We start from the raw sequence: 19,853 nt of genomic DNA on the forward strand, positions 1-19,853 counted from the left end.
CGCTGTGCGCCGCCTGGTCGCCATCATCGCCGCCGTTGCGATCTGCGTGGCGAGCGCGGGGTGCGGGAGCTCGGACGGCGCCGAGACCGCGCGCCATCTCGATCCCCGCTCGGACGCCGTCGTCGCGATCGATCTGGACTACGCGAGTGCCAACTGGAAGCAGGTGAAGCGGCTGTATGCGCGCGCCGTCCGGGAGGGCGGGCTCGACGCCGGGGAGTTCACCCCGCCGACGCTCAACGGAGCGCTGGAGGCGCTGACGTCGTCGACCGGCCTCTCGTTCGCCGACGACATCCTGCCGCTGCTCGGCGGAACGCTGCAGCTCGGGGTCCGCACGGAGCCGGCGCCGCCGCTGTCGGCGAGCGCGCGCGACGTGCTCGAGCGATTCGACTCCAACGCCACCCGCGTGACCGGTGGCCGATCGCGCTACTTCGACTACGACGGGAAGCCGATGGACCCCCAGGAGGTGGAGTCGGCGCTCCGCGAGCAGGACATGCGCCAACCCTCCACGACGGTCACGGCCGCCTACCGCGTCGCGGACGCCGACGCGCTCGAACGCGCGCTCGGCAAGCTGCGCGATCAGGGTCTCGAGTCGACGCCGATCGCGGGGATCGACGGCGCACGCCGTTTGGGAAAGGGTGTGGGCGTACTCGGTGACGACACGCTCGTCGCGGTGCTGGCGGATGACGAAGACCAGGCCGACGCGCTGCTCCGCGAGCGGCTGAAGGCCACCGGAGACGGGCCGGCGATGCCCGAGCTCGGCGAGTCTCTCGTCGCCGCTCACCTCGCGCCGACGGTGCTCGGCGCCTGGCTGGACCGGGAGGAGTTGCAGCGTGCGCTCGCGAGCACCGCGGGCCGGGCGCTGCGCAGCACGGAGGTGCGGCTCAAGCTCGATCAGGAGGCCGCGCGGGCGACAGCGCTCATGGACTTCGAAGGGCTGGCTGACGACGAGCTGCCGCTACCGGGTCCCGGCCCGCTTGCGCTTCCCTCCGGCGAAGGCGTGTCCAGCGCATCCGCGGATCAGAGCCGCACCACGGTGTTCCTCGCCCGCTTGGCGCGGGAGCTGTACCCGGACTCGCGCTTCGTGCGCCGCGTCGAGCGCCTCGAAGCCCGCGAGGGTCTGAAGTTCGAGGACGCGGTGTTGCGGCAGTTCTCCGGGCCGTCATTCAGCGTGCTGCGACCCGGTCGCGACGGCTCGGTCGCATTCGGCGCACGCTCCACGTTGCGCGATCCGGCCGCGATGCGCGCGTTGCTGGACCGCATCGCGCCGGACCTCCCAGGCATCCTCGAAGGACTCCAAGGGCTCGGCGCGACCGGGTTGACGAGCCTGCTGCTGGTCGCGCCGGATGCACCGCTGACGCCCGCCGCGTTCGCGCTGCTGGCCGGCGTGGACGTGCGCAAGCTCGCCGCCGCCGGCTCTGAGCAGCTCTACGAGGTCACCGGGCTCGAGAACGGCTCCGGTCCGAACCGCGTCGTCTACGGGCTCATCGGCGACGCGTTCGTGGTCGCATCCTCCGCCGAACTGGCGCGCGAGGTGGCGGCGATGCGGACCGAGCCGGCGCCGGAAGCGGCCACGCGCGTGCGCGTGGACTTCGCCGCGCTCCTCGAGCGCGCCGGCGGCTGGCTCGGCGAGGACACCGCGCGGGCGGTGCGGGCGCTCGTCGCCGGTGCCGATGTGAACGCCTCGGCGAAGGACGGCGACGTGGTCGGCGAGGCCGAGGTGCGCTGGGCACGCTAGCGGTGGACGACCGCGAGCAGCGCGGCGTAGGAGCGGATGAGCGCGGCGCGCTCCTGCCCGATCAACGCACTGTCGAGCCGGCAGCCCGCGTCGACCCAGCGGTCGGAGTCGCGCATCGCGTCCGCACGCTCTCCGGCGGCCTGCCGCAAGGCGCCGGCATCGACGGCGTAGACGTGCGCCCACAACGCCGCCAGCGCGTCGACCAGCGGCTGCTCGGAGCCTGAGGGATCGTCGCGCTGATGGTGCCGGTGCACCCGCCACCACTCGATCTCGAGCCGGGCGGCCTCGTCGACGTCGAAGGTCTCGCCGTGCCGCGCCGCCACGAGCGCGTAGAACCGGCGCATCGTCCGCTGCGCTCCGTCGGGATCGTTATCCGGGACCGGCGCCCACAGCTGGTTGGCCCGCAGCACCAGCCAGGCGCCGTACAGCGTACGCCACCAGCCGAGGTGGAACGCCTCGTACGTCAGCCCCACCGCGGCGCGCAGGAAGCGCAGCCATTCGCGCCGGTAGTACGTCACCCAGGCGATGGTCTCCAGGCGACCGATCCGGACCGGATCGAACGTGCGCATGGCGCATATTCTGCCGTAGGATTGCTCAAGAGAGAGGTTGGCGTTCGTGGCCTGCGACGACGAGCCGAGCGACGAGCATGGGCGGCGTGCCGCGCGGACGTACGCGGCCGCGGCCGACCACTTCAACTGCCCTTCGCTCGCGTTCTGGGACCGGTACGGCGCCGCGACCGTGTCGCGCCTGAACCTCTCCCCCGGACAGGCGGTGCTGGACCTCTGCTGCGGCGCGGGAGCGTCGGCCATCCCGGCCGCTCGCGCGGTCGGCCCGGCGGGCACCGTCATCGGGATCGACGTGGCCGCAGCGCTGCTGGACGAGGCCCGCGCCCGAGCCGAGCGCGAGGGGCTGCGCAACGTCGAGTTCCGGCTCGACGACGCTCGCTCCACCGGGTTCGGAGACGGTTCGTTCGACGCGGTCGTCTGCGTGTTCGGTGTCTTCTTCGTCGCGGACATGGAGGCATTCGTCGCCGAGATGTGGCGGCTCGTGCGCCCGGGCGGCACGTTGGCGATCACGACGTGGGGCCCGGGTCTGTGGGAGCCGGCGAGCAGCGTGTTCTGGGAGACCGTCCGCGAGATCGAACCGTCGCTCTACAAGGCATTCAACCCCTGGGACGAGATCACCACGCCCGACGCCCTCAACGGCCTGTTCGAGCGCGCCGGGCTCGCGGGCGCGAAGGTCGAGGCCGCCGCCGGCGAGCAGCGCCTCGGCCGGCCGGACGACTTCTGGGACGTCGTACTCGGATCCGGCTACCGCGCGACCGTCGACGCCCTCGATCCGGCACAGCGCGAGGCGCTCCACGATCGCGTGATCACGGAGCTCCGCTCACGAGCGGTCCTGACGCTGCGCACCGACGTCGTCTTCGGCACCGCCGACCGCCCCCAGGACGATCGAACCCGGGCCTAAGCGGAGCCCGCGCCAGAGCGGGGGCGGGCCGCTCGGCTGACCATCGCGGAGGTGAGCTCGACCACACCCGCGCGGTTGACACCGCCGTCACGCGCGAGCGAGCGCCAGGTGTGGAAGTCGACCGCGTGGCGGGTCGCGGCGAGGAGCATCGCGCGACGCCGGCCACGCGCGCCCCAGCCCGCGGCGAGTGCGCGCGCCGCGTCGTCGAGGTACGCACGCATCGGCTCCAACGCCGGCCCGAGCGCGGCGACGAGCGTCTCGTCGCGCAGCACGTTGGTCCACATCGCCTCGGTGAGCTCGTACCAGCCGTACAGCTCCTCGAGCCCGGTCTGCAGGCGCGCGGCGGGGTCGGCGATGGCCCGCCAGGGTGCGGCGTCCGGCCACGGGTAGAGGGCGGAGAAGTGCGCCGAGCAGGCGGCCAGCAACTGCTCCTCGTCGGCGAAGTGGCGGTAGACCGTCTGGCGTTGCACACCCGCGTGTTCGGCCACCGCGGTCATCGTCGTGCGCGCCGGCCCCAGCGTCCCGTGCAGCTCCACCGCGGCCTCGGTGATGCGGCGGCGCGTGGCCTCCACCGCATCGGCGCGCTTGCGGAGCTGATAGCGGCGAGTGACCTTTTCGGCAGACATGGGTGTATGACGATCTTGACAGATCGCTGCGACGGACGTACGCTGACGTCGTTCAAATCATCATACAACGTCGTATGACGAAAGGATCATCCTCCCCATGTTCACCGCATCCACTCCCGACCTCGCCCTGCTCGAGGTCCACCTCGACAGCGACCCGCGCGGACGCGTGTCTCCCGCCTTCCCCATCAACTGCTTCACCGGCGCCGAGCACACCGCGGTCGTCTACTTCGAAGTCCAGCCCGGCGACTACCTCCCCACCCACACCGACAGCGCCGAGGAGGTCCTCTACATCGTCGCCGGCGAAGGCGAAGCCCGTGTCGGCGGCGAGCGCGGCCGCGTGCGCGCCGGCGACCTCGCCGTCATCCCGGCGATGGTCCCCCATGGCATCGCCAACACCGGCGAGGAGCCCTTGAAGGTCGTCGGCTTCTTCTGCGAGAGCGAGATCTTCTCGACCTTCGCGGAGCCGCTGCAGCCGATCGGGCTGGCGACGCTCAAGCAGGGCGAGCCGGTGCCCGCCTGACAACGCGGCCGGTCACGTCGTCTGGTTCCAGGTCACGCTGAAGCGTGACCCGGAGCCGGTCAGCGAGGACGTGGTCGCCTCGCCGCTGGTCAGCTCGCGCCGGCCCATGCCCCGCCCGCCGTGGAAACCGCCGCCGAAGCCGCCGTCGGAGGACACGAGATCGACCCGCTCAGACGTCCAGGCGGAGTCGCTGATCGTGCCGGTGTGGCCGTCGGTCGTGCTTGCGGTCGCGCTGGCGAAGGTGACCTTGCCGAAGTCGGCCAGCGGGACCACCTGGTAGTTGCCGTCGCCGGTCTGGACGGAGGGTGCCTCGGCGACCCACTCGGCGCTCGACGTGTCAGGGCTGGTCATGTGCAGCGTCTTGGTCACCGATTTGCCCGTCGTGGCGTTGGAGATCGAGACGACGACCGTCGTGCCGTTCACCGCGACCTTCGCGGTCATGCGATCGCCGGGGTGAACGCTGAGCTTGAGCGTCACCGGCGCCTTGGGCACGAGCTCGTACCAGGCGCTGTAGGTCGCGTGGCCGTTGACGTCGTCGGACTCGGTGCCGACCTGCTCGAGGGCGCCGGCACTCTCGTCGGCGCCGCCGAGGCCGACCCAGGTCGCCTCGTAGCCCTCAGTGTCGCTCTTGGCCCGCGGCACGACCCAGGTGCCCGAGACGCTCGAGAACGTGTTCCCACTCGCCACGTAGCCGGCCCAGTTGCTGCTGGTCGCCGCCTCGGCGGCGTTCACCGTCTGCGCCTTGGCCGCGGCCGGCACGGCGAGCATTGCCGTCACCGCGACCAATGCCGCCAGGCGGCGGGGAATCATTCGCAATCTGGTCATGACTCCACGATCGGCCCGCGGGCCGTGCGTTGTCTCAGAAGTCCCTGGGAACCTGCTGAGCACGCGCGCACGACCCCACGTGCTCCGGACCGCCGTCGCGGCCCGGAGCAGCGGTGGCGACTACGGCGTCGTCGTGCTCAGCGTGAACGTCACGGTCGTCGAGTAGGTGCCGGTTCGCAGCGCTTCGGTGGCGCCGATCGCCTGCGAGAACGTCAGCTGCACGATGTCGTTGGACACCGGGCCGGTCCACGTCGCCGGAGCCGCCGTGACCTGCAGCGGTTGGCCGAGCGAGAACGCGCCGTTGGCCAGCCGTCCCGCGGGTGCGGCGGTGAGCGTCGCGTCACCCGCGGTCGACGTCACCGTCGCCGTCGATGACGTGCTGTAGACCTTCGCCACGCCGGGCGTGAACGCGCCCAGGCTGACCGGTCCGCTCAACGCCAGCGACAGCGTCGCCGGCACCGTTCCGCCCACGTCTGCGAGCTGGGAGACCACCGGGGTCGCCGCCGCCGCGCCGAAGGAGAAGAACGGCTTCGTGGCGACGGTCAGGCCCTGTGCGGAGGCCGCCGTCGGGAACGTGCCGGGCGCCAGCGTGAGCTCGGCGCCGCCCGGCGAGACCGTGATGCCGGTGATCGCCGAGGCGGGCACCACACTGCCGTCACCGCGCATCAGCGTCACGTCCCCCGCGGTCAGGCGGGAGCCCTCGCGCACGTAGACGTAGTGCCCGTTGTTGATGCTGTTGGAGTCCGTGATGCGGTCCTGCAGTTCGGCGCTGGACTTGAAGCTCAGCGTCGTCGGGCTCGTCAGCTTCGCGTCGCTGAGAGCGACCGGGACGTTCAGCGACGAGGCGCCCGCCTTGGTGACCGTGATCGTCGCGGTGTCATCGGCGGTGTAGGGGCTGTTGGCCGGGTTGGAGGCGAGGTAGTCGCCGATCGCCCCGAAGTCGATCCGCACGCCGGTCGCCGGGTCCTCGAAGGTGTCCCCCGGACCCCACAGCGCGCCCTGCGTGTCGAGGCCGGTGAGCGAGGTGTTGATCGGGCGCCAGACGCCGGTCTTGTTGAGCGGGCCGCCGACCGCCGGGTCGTTGTAGTACTGCTTGGAGATCACCTGCAGGTCGGCGTTGCGCTCGAACTGCTCCCACTGAGAGGCGTCGATGCGGTACAGGAGCACGCCCTGGTACTTGGCGCGGTTGTCGAGCCCGTCGACGCCGAGCTTGGTCCGGAACTCCGCCACGTAGGCGGTCGAGACCCCGGTGCGGATGACGACGATCTTGCTGCCGCCGGGCGTCTCCAGCGGCGTGATCGCGTGCGTCGAGGACCCGGGCTGGGAGACCACGTCGACCTGGTCGTCACGCAGCCAGCGCAGCTTGTACTTCTCATAGCCCGAGTAGTCGTTGGCGTGGCCGCCGATGTTGCCCATGATGTTCCAGCCGCCGACCCAGAAGAACTGGTTGACGCGAGTGCCGCCGATGGTCGTGTAGTACGAGTAGAGGTCCGGCAGGCCGACCGTGTGGCCGAACTCGTGATTGATCCAGCGGTATCCCCACGAGAACATGTCGTTGCCGGCGGTGATGACGGTGCTCACATAGTGCGTCTTGCCGTCATGGTCGACGTAGGCGACCTGGTTGGTGTTGGTCTGCTCGCCGTCGGTCGGGTCACGGTTGATGTTGCCCGGACCGTTGGCGAGGCCGGAGGTGCCGCGCGCGGGCATGATCAGCACTTCGTCGTAGTCGTCGGCCTTGATCCCGAACTGGTCGTAGGCCTTCTGGAACGCCTCGCGCGAGTAGGCGAACATGTTGTGCGTCTGCGCGTCCCACGTGTAGAGGTTCGCGTTCTTGTCCATCGTGATCCAGCCGAGGTTCCCGCTCGCCTGGGGCGAGTCGAACTGCACGTTCAGCTGCCCGTAGGACGCCGTGTTCCAGAACGCCGACGCGGGCGCCAAGAAGTCCATGTAGGGCTGCATCGTCTGCCAGCCGGCGGGCGAGCTCGTCGCCAGCCGGTTGGGGAACTGCACGAACAGCACGAGCATCTTCAGGTCGCGGTGCGCGGGCGTCGTGACCGCGCCGTTGTTCCAGACGACGGGAGCGCCCGCGTCATCGGTGTTGGGCGTGAGGTCCTTGAACCGGTAGAGGCCGTCCTGCCCGGTCACCGGGTCATGGAAGGACGGGTCGGTGAGGCTCGTGCTCCAGCCGTTGTCGGTCCACTGGCTGGAACCGAGGATGTGGGCGTTGGCGGCGGGCTCCCCCGCCCGCGCGACGCTGACCGGCGCCTCCGCCGTGTGACCCGCGAACGCCGACGTGGCGATCGTCGTCCCCTGCGACGTGGTGCGCGCGAACTGGTCGGCCTTCAGGCGCACCACGAGCCGGTTGCCGGTCGTGCTCGCGATCGTGATCGCCGCCGCCGGCACCGTCGCGCCGCCCGGCTTGGTGATCGTCACGTTCTCGGGCGCGATCCCCGCCAGATCCGCGCCGCTGTTGACGTCGATCTCCGTGAGACCGTTGAACTGCGCCCCGCTGAGCGTGTCGGCGTGCGCTGCGGCCGGAGCGAGCAGCACTACCGCCGCGCCGGCGAGCAGCGTCGTCCGTCGGAACCTCATCCGCGATGCTCTCCTTCTTCGTAGACCCTGCGGCCGAAGCTACGCCCGCGGATCCAGATGAGCATCATGCGATTGTCGGACGATTGCGCGCCTCGCATACGACGCTTCTTCGTCGCTTGTGCCGGGCCGTGTTGACGTGATAAACACGGGTTGTCATGGTCGAACGGACGCGGCGACGCCGCCCCGAGGAGCAGCGCGACGAGGAACAGCCGCGCTCACAGACGACGCCGGCCGCGAACGTCCTCGCGTTGCAATCGGCGGCCGGGAACCGCGCTGTCATCCAGCGCCTGATGTACAGCGGCGCGCACAACCAGCTGGCGGTCCCGGACACGTTCGGCGGGCTCAGCGCGAAATGGAACGACGCGCTCGGCTACGTCGACGAGACGAGCGAGTCCAAGACCGTCCGCGACCTGTGGGACGGCGGCAGCCAGAAGTTCCGCAAGGCGCTGAAGATCGGCCTCGGCGTCGACGAGCTGCACAGCCTGCGCACGGTCCCCGTGACGGATCTGCGTGCGGAGGCCGCGACCTACTCGGATAACCCGGACGACGCGGGCATCACGAAGGCGCTCTCGGATTCCGCGGCGGCGCACGACCGCCTGTTCAAACCACCGCTCGCGGACCCGCTGGACACGCGGACGAAGGTCGCGAAGGCGATCAGCTACCTGCCGCAGTTCAAGGATCTCCTGCCGGGCGCGCCGGATCTCCCCCGCGCCGGCGAGTCCGTGATGGACGAGATCCCGGGGACCGAGGACGAACGCGGCGTGCGCAAGCTCTACTGGACGCGCACCTGCGTGCTGATCGCGCTCTACAAGAACGAGGGCATCGACTTCACCCGCGGCATCATCGGCGGCGACGAGGAGGTCGAGGACGAGGTCCACACCGTCGTCCAGAAGCTCCACGACAAGTACATCGGCGCCGGCATCGAGTACGACGACACGGCGACGCGCCTGACGGTGATGAACGAGTGGGGCTACAAGATGATCTTCAGCGGCAATACGCCGTGGAACAAGCTGAGCCACTCCGCGAACTTCGTCCCCGGCAAGCGCTACATCGTCGACATCGAGGGTCACACGGTGAAGATGCGCGTCAAGAAGGCCGTGCCCCCCAAGGTGGACCTCGAGCCGGTGGACGAGTACTTCGAGTGCGACTCCGACAAGCAGAACTACAACACGAGTGAGTTCCTCAAGAAGGTGCTCGCCGTGTGGCAGAAGTAGCCGCGCCACAACGACGAACGCCCCGGCGTGGCCGGGGCGTTCGTGTGGCTTCCTTGCCGGGGTCAGGTCAGCTCACGTTGAGCGCGGTGTCGTCGACGACGAAGGACGTCTGCAGCGAGGCGTCCTCGGTGCCGGAGAACTTCAGCACCACCGTCTGCCCGGCGAAGCCGGAGACGTTGAACGTCTTCAGGGCGTAGCCGCTGGCCTTGTTGAGGTTGGAGTAGGTCGCGAGGGTCGTGGCGCCGAGCGTCACCGTGAGCTTGTCGAAGGCGACGGTCGTGGTCGTCTCGGCGGAGTCGATGTGCAGCCAGAACGAGAGGCTGTAGTTGGCGCAGCCGGCCGGGATCGTGACCGTCTGCTGGAGCGTGTCGGTGTGGGTGGTCCCGTAGCCGTTCATCCAGGCGTACTTGGTGCCGGTGTGCGCGGCCTGGCCGGAGGTGTTGCCGAGGACGCCCGCCGTGGCGGTCCACGGCGCGTTCGCGGTCTCGAAGCCCGGGTTGCCGAGCTTGTTGCCCGGGCTGGCGCAGGCCGACTTCGGGGCGATCGTCCAGGTGAAGGTGGCGCTGTTGGAGGTGCCGTTCGACGTCGCGGTCACGGTCGTCGTGTAGGTCGCGGCGGTCGTCGGCGTGCCGGAGATGACGCCGGTGGAGGCGTTGAGCGCGAGGCCCGCCGGCAGGCCCGTGGCCGTCCAGCTGTAGGTGCCGTTGCCGCCGGTGGCGGCCAGCTGCAGCGACAGCGGCGTCGCGACGTTGCCGGTCTGGTTACCCGGGTTGGTGGCGGTGGTGGCGCCGGCGATCGTGCAGGTCGGGTCCAGCGCCTGAGCGGGGACGCTGATCGCGTCCCAGGCCGCCTTGATGGTGTTGAAGGCGGTGCAGTTGGCCGGGAAGAGGTTCTTGGCGGCGGTGAGCGTGGCGGTGCGGTACTTCAGGTACGTCATGCCGGTCGTCTTGGACAGCATCGCGTTGTAGAAGATCTTGCCGGCGTTCTGGATGCCGAGGCCGGTGATCGTGGTGCCGTTGCAGGTCGGGCTGGCGGGCTTGCCGGCCGGGTTGGTGCCCTCGGCGAGCAGGTAGAACCAGTGGTTGAGCGGGCCGGCCGCGGCGTGCGTCTCGGTGTTCGGGATCGAGGCCGAGTAGCAGTTCGGATCGCCGACGAGCGACGGCTGGTACATGTACCGGATCGGGCCGCTGCCGACGAGGTTGATCTTCTCGCCGACCGTGTAGTCCGGCGCGTCGTAGGCCGCGGACTCGTTGGCGTAGGCCTCGCTCAGCGCGCCGAAGATGTCACCGGTCGCCTCGGAGACGCCGTTGGTGGACTGGCCGCCGGGGGTGTTGGAGTCGATCGCGTGGCCGAACTCGTGCCCGACGACGTCCAGCGAGGAGATCCACTGGCCGGCCGTGTTGTGGCCGATCGTGACGCTCGTCCCGTCCCAGAACGCGTTGGTGTCGTTGAGGCCGACGTAGAGCGGGAAGCCGCTGCCGGAGCCGTTGATGCCGGACCGGCCGTACCAGTTCTTGAGCATGTCCCACTCGCGCTGGACGCTGAACAGCGCGTCGGCGCAGCCGGTCTCGATGTTCGTGCCGTTGCCGTCGCCCCAGTTGTCGTCGGTGCCGGTCAGGACGCCCTTGCCGGTGTAGTTGCGGCAGGAGATGCCCGGACGCGTGCCGTCGGTCATGTTGAACGACGCGCCGGAGCCGCTGGTGTTGATCGCAAGCGGGTTCGGGCCGTTGATCCAGCCCGTGCCGTTGCCGTCCACGACCTCGTCCTGCGTGGACAGCACCGCGCCGGTGGTGGCGTCGGTGACCACGTGCAGCCGGCTCGGGATGGCGCCGCGGTGACCGGTGACGACGGTCTCGTACGCGAGCCTCGGGGTGTCCTCGGTGGCATCGACGACGAGGTCGGTGCTCTCGACGCCGTCGACGGTGCCGGCGAGCTTGGACGTCGCGGTCTGCGCCGCCTGCGCCTCGGAGATGCTGGGCGTCGTCGAGACGTTGATGGTCTCGTCCTGGGCGACGGCGGTCGACGCGACCTGGCCGTCGGCCTTCGTGACGACCACGAAGTCGCCGCCGAGGACCGGCAGGCCCTTGTAGCTGCGTTCGTACGGCACGTACTGCAGACCATCTTTGCTCGAGATGACCTGCTGCTGGTGGAAGGTGTCCGACGAGCTCGCGTGAAGCTTCGAGGGACGGGTCTTCACATAGTCGGCGGCCTTATCGGCCGCCGGGGAGTTCGCCGCCTGCGCGGTCGTAGCGGTCAGACCCATCAACGTCAGTGCAGCTGCGGCGATCGAGTACCTGCGGTGCATTCGTTGCGTGCTCCTTGCGAGCGATCGTGCGAAGGACGACATGAACAGGACGCATCCTTCTCAGACGCGCTGACGCTTCGCAGACGTTCCGCTGACGGGTTCCGTCAGGCACCGGTGCTGGTTCGCCACACTTCACCGGCAGTGAGCGCGCTCGACGCCTACCCGCACCGCCGCGTCCTCGGCACCCGCTGGGCCGACAACGACATCTACGGCCACGTCAACAATGTCGAGTACTACGCGCTGTTCGACACCCTGATCAACGCCTACCTGATCAAGGAAGGCGGGCTCGACATCCATGCCGGCGACGTGATCGGCGTGTGTGCCGCCTCGCAGTGCGACTACCACGCCGCGATCGCCTTTCCGGAGGACGTCACCGGCGGCCTGCGGGTGGCGAAGCTCGGCCGCTCCAGCGTCACCTACGAGATCGGATTGGCCACGGACTCCGGCCTCGCGGCGACCGGGTCGTTCACGCACGTCTTCGTCGACCGCGCGACGCGCCGGCCGGCGCCGATCGAAGGCCGGCTGCGCGACGCCTTGCAGCGCCTGGTGCGCGACTAGACCGCGCCCCGCGGCGAGGCGGGTCTCAGGCGGCCAGGTCGAGCGTGACCGGGTCGGCGAGCAGGCGGCCGCGCAGGGTGAGCACGGCGCGGCCGGCGCCGTGGTCGGCCGGCTCCAGCAGCCCGCCCACGACGTGGCGCTCGGCGGCGGCCCGTCCCGCGCGCGTCAGCTCGCCGAGGGCGACGCCCGATCGCAGCCGCAGACCGAGCATCACGCGCTCCAGGCGGACCTCCTCCTCGCCGGGCAGCTCGCGCGCCGCCGCCGGCGACGTGGCCGCCGCGAGCCGCTCGCTCCACGCGCGCGGGTGCAGCACGTTCCACCACCGCACGCCACCGATGTGGCTGTGCGCGCCCGGCCCGGCACCCCACCAGTCGCCCCCACTCCAGTAGCCGAGGTTGTGCCGGCACCAGGCAGCCTCACCGGTCGCCCAGGAGCAGGTCTCATACCACGCCATCCCGGCCTCGGCGAGCACGCGCTCGGCGGTCTCGAAGCGGTCGACGATCACCTCCTCGCCCGGCACCACGAGCTCGCCGCGGCGCACCTGCGCGGCCAAGCGCGTGCCGGGTTCGACGATCAGCGAGTAGGTCGAGAGGTGGTCGGGCCGCGCGCTCAGCGCGGCGTCGAGCGAGCGGCGCCAGTCGTCCGCGGTCTCGCCCGGCGTGCCGTAGATCAGGTCGAGACTGACCTGCTCGAAGCCGGCGGCGCGCGCCTCGGCGACGGCCTGCTGTGGCCGGCCGGGCGAGTGCACGCGCTCGAGGGTCGCCAGCACCCGCGGCACGGCGCTCTGCATCCCCAGCGAGAGGCGGTTGAAGCCGGCCTCGCGCAGCGCCTGGAGCTTGCCGGGATCGACCGACTCGGGATTGGCCTCGGTGGTGACCTCGGCGCCGGGCTTGAGGCCGAAGCGCTCGTCGATCCGGCCCAGGATCCGGGTCAGCTCGGCGGCCGACAGCAGCGACGGCGTGCCGCCGCCGAAGAAGACCGTGTCCACACGCGGCAACGACCCCGCGAGCACCTGCGCCGCGAGGTCGATCTCGGCGAGCACGGCACCGACGTAGCCGGCGGCCTGCTCGGCGCCCTGTTCGCCGGGCACGTACGTGTTGAAATCGCAGTACCCGCAGCGCGACGCGCAGAACGGCACGTGCACGTAGAACCCGAACGGTCGCGTTCCGACACCCGCCAGCGCCTCGGCCGGCAGGGCGCCGTCGGCGGGCGCGGGATCTCCTTGAGGTAGACGGGCCACGGCGCGGGGAGTCTAGGCTCCCCGCGCCGCGTGACTCAATGTCCCTTCAAGGTCAGTGAGACGGACCGCGTGACGGACGGACCACCTCCCGCAGGTGTGAAGCGGAGGGCGAGCGTCAGGCGGGCCGACCTGCGCTCGTGCAGCAGGCGCGCTGCCTTCGGGGTGAAGCGGATGCGCACCTTGGCCTTGCCGCGCGCGCCGACCTTGGCGGCGCCGGAGCCGAGCTTCGAGCGCTTGAGCTTGGCGGTCGCCGTCACCCTGCCCGCGGCGCCGCTGTTGACGGTGACGGCGATGCCTTCGCGGAGCGCCGTCCGGAGCTTGATGCGCTTGGGCAGCGTCAGCCCGATCGCCGGTCGCTTCGCCGCGTCCGTGGCAGTGCCGGGCGCGCTCTTCGGCGGCTCCGTCACCGGGCCCACCGGCAGCGGCACGTCCGCCGGGCCCCAGTCGGGCTGGGCGCCGGCGATCAGGTCCTTGAAGAAGGTCGGCGACTGGCAGCCGCTCGACAGGTCCGGGATGTCGGCGATCGAGATCGCGCCGCCGAACTGCATCGCCAGCATGCTCCCGTCCGGGGAGAACGAAGGTGAGCTCATCAGGTCCGCGGTGTCCGGCCCGTCGAAGTAGAAGCAGCTTTCCGGCCGGGCTGGCGGAGCGCCGCCCAGGCGATAGACGCGGACGCGGTTGAAGCCGGTCCGGTAGGGCTCGCCGTGGTGTGCGACGTCGTAGCTCACGAACGCCGCCTTGTCGCCCTTGCGCGTGATCTCGCCGTCACGGAATTGGTAGACCTCGTCCATGTCGAAGGTCGAGTCGAGCCAGCGGATCATGTCGTCGTCGCCCTTGCCCGGCCCGATCCGGTTGACGACCGCCTCCTCGGCGAACGCCCGCCCGGCGTAGCTGCGCAGGAGCGTGTCGTTCGACATCCAGGAGCCGAACATCCAGCCGGTCAACGGCCCCCCGAACTCCTCCCACGCGGTCTGGCGGTCCGGGTAGCTGATCGCGGTACCGGAGTCGGTGCCGAACCGGACGCACTTGCAGTCGTAGTCGTAGCGCTCGTGATGCCACGCGTAGCTGTAGGAGACGAGCTGGCCGTCGGGGGAGATCTCGGGCTCGTACGGGCCCATGAAGTAGTTCTCGTTGGGTCCCTTCTTCGGCCCGTCGCTGACCGGGGTGTCGAAGTCGGCGAGCACCTTGCCGTCGCGCGAGAGCCGGTGCAGCCGCTCGCCGGTGAGCGCGATGAAGGTGCCGTCGTCGGCCTGCGAGGCGTACGAGTAGATGCCGGTCGATGTCACCTGGAACTGGCGCGCGCCGTCCGGCGTCGTGAGCCAGATGTTGCCGTCGCGCAGATAGGAGATGGAGTCGGCGGCCGCGGGCGCGGCGGCGACGAGGGAGAGCGCGACCGCGAGTGCCGCCGTGATGTGTCGTCGTCTCATGCCGGGATGTGGTGGTTGGCCTTGAAGAGGTCCTGCGGGTCGTAGAGCGCCTTCACGCGGCGCAGGCGCTCCCAGGTGCCAGGATCGAAGAAGCCGCTCACCTCCACGGGCTGCTCGACGAAGTTCGGGTAGTCGCCCACGCGCCGCGGAGCGACCGCGGCCGAGAGCGCCGCCAGATCGGACAGGACGGCCGGCTCCGCGCTCGCCTCCGGGACGACCCCGAGGCCGAACACGCAGATCTCGCCGGGGAGCGTCGCCCGTGCGCCCGCGTCCGGGTCCCGGCGGCTGAGGGCGCCGCCCATGTGGCGCAGCTGCACCAGCGCGAGCGACGAGCCCGGGCCGGAGATCCGGGCCACGTCGTCGATCGCGGCGGCCGGCAGCGCATCGATCAGCGCGTGCGCGCTGCGGAAGGGCAGCGGCTCTCGCGGGTCCATCGCGAGGTCGCCGAGGCCGGCCGGCGCCTGCATGGCGAACGTGTCGATCAGCGGGCGCAGCCGGCGCAGCGGACGCAGCAGCTCGCGCCCGTCGGCTTCCGAGCCCAGGAATGCGGCCATCACGATCGCGAACGAACGCCCGCGGATCGCGGCGGGGAGCTCCGGCAGCGGTGGGAAGTGCAGGACGTTGGCCCACGAGGTGATCTCCTCGGGCAGGTGCGGCAGCAGCTCGGTCCACGCGTGCAGGACGTCGGCGGTCTGCTCGACCTCGAAGAACAGCGCGCCCGCGTACAGCTCGCGCACCGGGAAGACCTCGAACTCGAGCGCGGTCACGACGCCGAAGTTGCCGCCGCCGCCGCGCAGGGCCCAGAACAGGTCGGGCTCATGCTCACGGTCGGCACGGACGAAGCGTCCGTCGGCGGTGATGAGCTCGATCGCGGTCACCGCGTTGGTCTGCATGCCGTGCTTGCGCGCCAGCCAGCCGATCCCGCCGCCGAGCGAGTAGCCCACGATGCCCACGTCCGGGGAGGATCCGTGCAGCGCGGCCAGCCCCAGCTCGGACAGCCGCGGTGTCACCTGCTCCCACCTCGTCGCCGCGCCCACGCGCACCCGGCGCGCGCCCACGTCGATCTCGACGCCGCCGAGCGCGTCCGTCTTGAGCAGCAGGACGTCCCGCAGGTCTCCGAGCGGCCCGGCGTTGTGGCCGGTCCGCTGCGGCGCCACCCGCAGGCCGTGGCGCGCGGCGAACCGCAGGGCGTCCGCGACGTCCAGCGCGTCGGTCGGCATGGCGATCGCCGCCGGCCGCTGGTCGATGTCGGTGTTGAACGCCTGCCGGGCGGCGTCCCAGCCGCCGTCGCCAGGCGCGAGAACCGCGCCCGCGAAGGCGTCGATGAGGTGTGTGGCGATTGCCAATTCGGTGTTCCTCGGTTGCTCGTTGGAGGAACCAAAATCGCCGGAGCAGGCAATCGACGCAACACATACTCCTTGAACTAGTATCGCGTTTGTCGATGGACGACCTGCGTCGCCTGCGAGCGTTCCACGCCGTCGCCGTGCACGGCTCGTTCTCGGCCGCCGGTCTTGAGCTCGGCTACGCGCAGTCCGTCGTCTCGCACCACGTCGCGGCGCTCGAGCGGCAGCTCGGCCTGACGCTGATCAACCGCGGGACGCGCCCGGTCAGCGTCACCGACGCCGGAGCCCGGCTGCGCCGCCACGCCGAGATCATCCTCGGCCAGGTCAGCGCCGCCGAGGACGACCTCCGCGCGATCGCCGGACTCGAGGGCGGGACCCTCAAGGTGGGCGCCTTCCTCTCCGTGTGCAACACGTTCCTCCCCACGGCCGTCGCCCGCTTCGAGCGGGCCCATCCCGGGGTCGAGCTGGAGGTCGAGCAGCTCGAGGAGCCCGCCGCGCTGCGCAAGCTCCGCTCCGGGGACCTCGACGTCGCCGTGGTGTGGCGGATCCCGGGCGTCCCCGGCGTCAAGCAGGAAGACGGGATGGACGAGCTCCACCTGGCCAACGACCCCTACTGGATCGTCCTCCCCGCACGCCACCGGCTCGGCCGCCACCGGCAGGTCTCGCTGGCCGACCTCGCCGGCGAGCGCTTCATCGCGCCTCCCGTGAGCGACTTCACGCTGTCCTATCGGGCCATGCTCGAGCAGCTGTGGTCGCAGGCCGGGATCGCGCCGCGGATCCACAAGGTCCAGGACGTGACCGTGGCACGGGCGATGATCTCCGCCGGGCTCAGCGTCGGGGTGCTGTCGGAGCTGACGATGTCAGAGCCGCGGGGCGATATCACCGTGCGCCCGATTCGCGACGCCAACCCGCACCGCGCCCTCTATGCGACGTGGCTGCGCGGGCGCCGGGTTCCCGCCGGGGCGCGCATGGTCCGCTATCTCGCCGAGGCCGCCCAGGCGCGGCTGCCCATGCCCGAACCACAGGCGGGTGCGTGACCCGCGGGCTCCGGCGTTTCATGCAGATCGGGTGAGGCGCAGGCGGTTCGCGAGCGCCAGAGTGGTTCGCGCGGACGAAGGCAACGTGGGACACCTGGGGTGATTCGATGGACGTCTTGATCGCAGGCGGCGGCGTCGCGGGCGTGGAGGCGCTGCTCGGGCTGCGCGAAGTGGCCGGCACGCGCGTGCGGCTGACGCTGCTCGCTCCGGATCCCGACTTCGTGTACCGGCCGATGGCCGTGGCGGAGCCGTTCGGGGCCGGCATGGCGCGACACGTCCAACTGGCCGACATCGCCGCCGATGCCGGCGCGGATCTGGTCGCCGACGCGCTCGTCGCGGTGGACGACGGCGCGCGCCAGGTGCGACTGCGCGGCGGCGGCTCACGCGGCTTCGACGCCCTGCTGGTCGCGACCGGAGCGCGTGCCGTGGCCGGCGTGGAGGGCGCGGTGACATGGTGGCCGGAGGGCGATCCGGAGATCTACGGCGGCTTGCTGCGCGACATCGACGAGGGCTATAGCAAGCGTCTGGCGATCGTCGTGCCGCCGGGCGCGGTGTGGCCGCTGCCCGCCTATGAGCTCGCGATCATGACCGCCGGGGAGGCGTACGCCCTCGGCCACGACGACGTGCAGATCACCGTCGTGACACCGGAACGCGCCCCGTTGTCGCTCTTCGGCCCCGAGGCGGGGGCGGCGGTCGCCGACGAGCTCAAGCGCGCCGGCGTGCGGTTGATCACCGGCGCGGTCGCCCAGCGTGCGAACGGCGGGCTGCAATTGGCGCCGAGCGGGGAACGGCTCGACGTGGAGCGCGTGTTCGCGGTGCCGCGGCTGCTCGGCCCGGCGATCGAGGGCCTGGCCGCGGACGAGGAGGGCTTCGTGCTCGTCGGCGAAGACGGCCGTGTCCGCGACGCGCAGCGCACGTGGGCGGCCGGCGACGGTGTCGACGCCCCACTGAAGTTCGGCGGGCTCGCCACGCACCAGGCGCGCGTCGCCGTCGCGGGGATCGCCCGCCTGGCCGGCGTCGCGGCCCCGCCGGACCCGGGTGAGGCCGTGGTCCAGGGCCGGCTGCTGGTCGGTGGCACCCGCTCGCGTCGCCTGCGTCCGACCGGCGCCGGCCAGAGCGCGCCGCTGTGGTGGCCGCAGGGCAAGGTCGCCGGCGAGTACCTCCCGCGCTGGCTGGCCGAGCACGGCTTCGCGCCGACCTCTGCGACGGCCGCGCCGCCGGACGGCGAAGGCCTCGTGATCCGGCGCGAGGTGCGCGCGATGGCGGGTGCCGAGGCGCAGTACCTGTTCGATCTACGCCGGCGCTACCGGATCGACGATCCGGCGATCGCCTCGCTCGGGCGCGAGATGCGTGCCGTCCAAGCCCGCTCGTCACACGGGACACCGTGACGGCCGGCGAACGCCGGCGGAGCCCGCCCTCGGCCGGTGAGGGCGGTCTAACCGCGGCTCAGAGACCCATCTCGGCCTGCAGGCGCCCGTCGGCGACCGCCGTCTGGAACGCCGCGTAGTCGCGCTCGTTCTGGTCGGCGTAGGCCTCCGCGAACGACGCCATCGCGCGGTCGAAGCCGTCGCCGCCGCCGAGGTAGGACGCGATCGCCACCGCGTCGCCGGAACGGGCGTGGGCGCGCGCGAGCGTCCAGCCGCAGATCTCCGCGTAGGTCGCGAGCACGTTCGGCTCCATCAAGTCGACCAGCGCGGAACCCTTGCCGTCCCACAGCTGCCGGATGTAGAAGTCGCGCTCGGCCCCGTCGATGCCCGCCGTGCGGAACCAGCCGAGCATGATGTCGCTGGCCGACTGCATCAGCCGCTGGCCCTCGACCACGCGCTGGCCATGGTTGGCGAAATCGCTGCGGGTGAGGTACGGCTCGAGCACCGAGGGCTGGGCCTCCTTGAACTGCAGGAACAGCGGATCGCCGTCGTCGACACCGAGCATCAGCACGATCCAGGCCCGCGTGCCGACGCTGCCCACGCCGACGACCTTGCGCGCGGCGTCGGCGTAGCGGAAGCGCTCGAGCAGGTGGCGGCGATCGCTCGGCAGCGTGCGGCGATACGAGCGGATCACCGTCCGCACCGTGTGCGCGAGCTCGGCGCTCGCCTCCGGCCCGAGCAGCTCCTCGATCGGCACGATCAGCGGCGGCTCGCTGATGATCCGCGGCCGCCCATCCTCGTCGACACGCGTCAGCCGGCTCCAGGCGCGCTGACTGTCCTTCGAGCGCGCCTTCGCGATGTTGCGTTCGAACCGCTTGCGCTGTTTCGCGTTGCCTGCGGCGGACCAGCGTTGCGCCAGCTCGTCGACGTCGAGGCGCGCGTACCAGAGGTCGAGCGTCCGCGACTGCGCGAACTCTCGCATCGCCCGGCGATAGGCGCGCGCCGCGGCGAGATTGCACTGCTCGCGCTGCGTGAGGTCGAAGCCGCGGTCGCGGCCCGCGACGGCGATGCTCGCGACCAGACGCTCGACGTCCCATTCGAACGGGCCGGGGAGCGTCTCGTCGAAGTCATTGACGCTGAAGATCAGGCGCCGGTCCGGCGCGGCGAACGCGCCGAAGTTGGACAGGTGCGCGTCGCCGCAGAGCTGGGCGTGCAGGCTCGTCCGCGGGCGGCCGGACAGATCCGCGGCCATGATCGCGGCCGCGCCGCGATAGAACGTGAACGCCGAGACGATCATCCTGCCGTGGCGGATCGGGATCAGCTCCGGCACACGCGTGAGTGCCTGTTCCTCGAGCACGCCGACCGGGTCGCGCCGGTCGCTGGGCGGCTCCCAGCCGGCAAGCGACGACCGCGGGACCTCGGCCCGCGCGGCCTTTCCCCGCGCCGCTCGCTCGGTCTTGCTCAGATGCTCGACGCGCGCGCTGCGCGCCGCTCGCCGCCTGACGACGTGTCCCTGGCCTTCCACGGTCCGCGAAGCGATGGTCATGATGCGATTGCACACCCGCGCGATGGGTTCGCGCATCACCCCTTGTGGGCG

The 19,853-nt window shown here is 71.1% G+C and carries 16 protein-coding genes; 7 read left to right on the plus strand and 9 right to left on the minus strand.

All coding sequences use genetic code 11. From position 1 onward, the window contains the following. Positions 1-4 precede the first annotated feature (4 nt). Entirely contained in the window at positions 5-1,735 is a 1,731-nt protein-coding gene (locus OM076_RS27475) for a hypothetical protein (protein ID WP_270043314.1), read from the plus strand. Here OM076_RS27475 and OM076_RS27480 read toward each other — a convergent pair. After that, positions 1,732-2,304 carry a hypothetical protein gene (locus tag OM076_RS27480; protein ID WP_270043315.1) on the minus strand — a complete coding sequence of 191 codons (573 nt, stop codon included), beginning with the start codon at positions 2,302-2,304 and terminating at the stop codon, positions 1,732-1,734. The genes OM076_RS27475 and OM076_RS27480 overlap by 4 nt on opposite strands. 46 nt (positions 2,305-2,350) lie before the next feature. On the opposite strand from OM076_RS27480, the gene OM076_RS27485 reads away from it, so the two are divergent. Then, positions 2,351-3,202, plus strand: a complete 852-nt coding sequence (locus tag OM076_RS27485) for a methyltransferase domain-containing protein (protein WP_270043316.1) — start codon at positions 2,351-2,353, stop codon at positions 3,200-3,202. On the opposite strand, the gene OM076_RS27490 is transcribed toward OM076_RS27485, so the two are convergent. Then, positions 3,199-3,828, minus strand: a complete 630-nt coding sequence (locus tag OM076_RS27490; RefSeq protein WP_270043317.1) for a TetR/AcrR family transcriptional regulator — start codon at positions 3,826-3,828, stop codon at positions 3,199-3,201. The genes OM076_RS27485 and OM076_RS27490 overlap by 4 nt on opposite strands. A gap of 97 nt (positions 3,829-3,925) precedes the next feature. Here OM076_RS27490 and OM076_RS27495 point away from each other — a divergent pair, with 97 nt between their 5' ends. Further along, positions 3,926-4,348 carry a cupin domain-containing protein gene (locus tag OM076_RS27495; RefSeq protein ID WP_270043318.1) on the plus strand — a complete coding sequence of 141 codons (423 nt, stop codon included), beginning with the start codon at positions 3,926-3,928 and terminating at the stop codon, positions 4,346-4,348. 12 nt (positions 4,349-4,360) lie between these two features. Here OM076_RS27495 and OM076_RS27500 read toward each other — a convergent pair whose 3' ends face one another. Continuing rightward, complete coding sequence (locus tag OM076_RS27500) at positions 4,361-5,173, minus strand: G1 family glutamic endopeptidase (RefSeq protein ID WP_270043319.1); 813 nt, start codon at positions 5,171-5,173, stop codon at positions 4,361-4,363. A 120-nt stretch (positions 5,174-5,293) separates the two neighbouring features. Continuing rightward, the gene (locus OM076_RS27505) at positions 5,294-7,765 is read right to left on the minus strand and encodes a metallopeptidase domain-containing protein (RefSeq protein ID WP_270043320.1); all 2,472 of its coding nucleotides are present in this window, start codon (positions 7,763-7,765) and stop codon (positions 5,294-5,296) included. A 155-nt stretch (positions 7,766-7,920) separates the two neighbouring features. Here OM076_RS27505 and OM076_RS27510 point away from each other — a divergent pair, with 155 nt between their 5' ends. Further along, positions 7,921-8,979: a hypothetical protein gene (locus tag OM076_RS27510; RefSeq protein WP_270043321.1), complete on the plus strand. Its 1,059-nt coding sequence runs from the start codon at positions 7,921-7,923 to the stop codon at positions 8,977-8,979. A 67-nt stretch (positions 8,980-9,046) separates the two neighbouring features. Here OM076_RS27510 and OM076_RS27515 read toward each other — a convergent pair whose 3' ends face one another. Then, the gene (locus OM076_RS27515) at positions 9,047-11,242 is read right to left on the minus strand and encodes a M4 family metallopeptidase (protein ID WP_270043322.1); all 2,196 of its coding nucleotides are present in this window, start codon (positions 11,240-11,242) and stop codon (positions 9,047-9,049) included. Positions 11,243-11,425: 183 nt separating this feature from the next. Here OM076_RS27515 and OM076_RS27520 point away from each other — a divergent pair, with 183 nt between their 5' ends. Next, positions 11,426-11,842, plus strand: coding sequence for an acyl-CoA thioesterase (locus OM076_RS27520; protein ID WP_270043323.1), 417 nt, complete (start codon positions 11,426-11,428; stop codon positions 11,840-11,842). Positions 11,843-11,867: 25 nt separating this feature from the next. Here OM076_RS27520 and hemW read toward each other — a convergent pair whose 3' ends face one another. Genes hemW through OM076_RS27535 form a run of 3 tightly spaced genes read right to left on the minus strand, consistent with a single transcriptional unit; the run spans position 11,868 to position 15,855 of the window. Further along, on the minus strand, positions 11,868-13,082 hold the full coding sequence (gene hemW, locus OM076_RS27525) for a radical SAM family heme chaperone HemW (protein WP_270043324.1): 1,215 nt from the start codon (positions 13,080-13,082) through the stop codon (positions 11,868-11,870). A 35-nt stretch (positions 13,083-13,117) separates the two neighbouring features. Further along, positions 13,118-14,509 (minus strand): hypothetical protein, encoded by a 1,392-nt coding sequence (locus OM076_RS27530; RefSeq protein ID WP_270043325.1) that lies wholly within the window; start codon positions 14,507-14,509, stop codon positions 13,118-13,120. Beyond that, positions 14,506-15,855: an FAD-binding oxidoreductase gene (locus OM076_RS27535; protein WP_270043326.1), complete on the minus strand. Its 1,350-nt coding sequence runs from the start codon at positions 15,853-15,855 to the stop codon at positions 14,506-14,508. The genes OM076_RS27530 and OM076_RS27535 overlap by 4 nt, the downstream gene beginning before the upstream one ends. Before the next feature lie 95 nt (positions 15,856-15,950). On the opposite strand from OM076_RS27535, the gene OM076_RS27540 reads away from it, so the two are divergent. Continuing rightward, positions 15,951-16,889: a LysR family transcriptional regulator gene (locus OM076_RS27540; protein ID WP_270043327.1), complete on the plus strand. Its 939-nt coding sequence runs from the start codon at positions 15,951-15,953 to the stop codon at positions 16,887-16,889. 107 nt (positions 16,890-16,996) lie between these two features. Then, positions 16,997-18,277, plus strand: a complete 1,281-nt coding sequence (locus OM076_RS27545) for an FAD-dependent oxidoreductase (protein WP_270043328.1) — start codon at positions 16,997-16,999, stop codon at positions 18,275-18,277. Between the two features lie 58 nt (positions 18,278-18,335). On the opposite strand, the gene OM076_RS27550 is transcribed toward OM076_RS27545, so the two are convergent. Next, the gene (locus OM076_RS27550; RefSeq protein ID WP_270043329.1) at positions 18,336-19,802 is read right to left on the minus strand and encodes a DUF2252 domain-containing protein; all 1,467 of its coding nucleotides are present in this window, start codon (positions 19,800-19,802) and stop codon (positions 18,336-18,338) included. Between the last annotated feature and the right edge of the window lie 51 nt (positions 19,803-19,853).

This window comes from Solirubrobacter ginsenosidimutans (assembly GCF_027587205.1).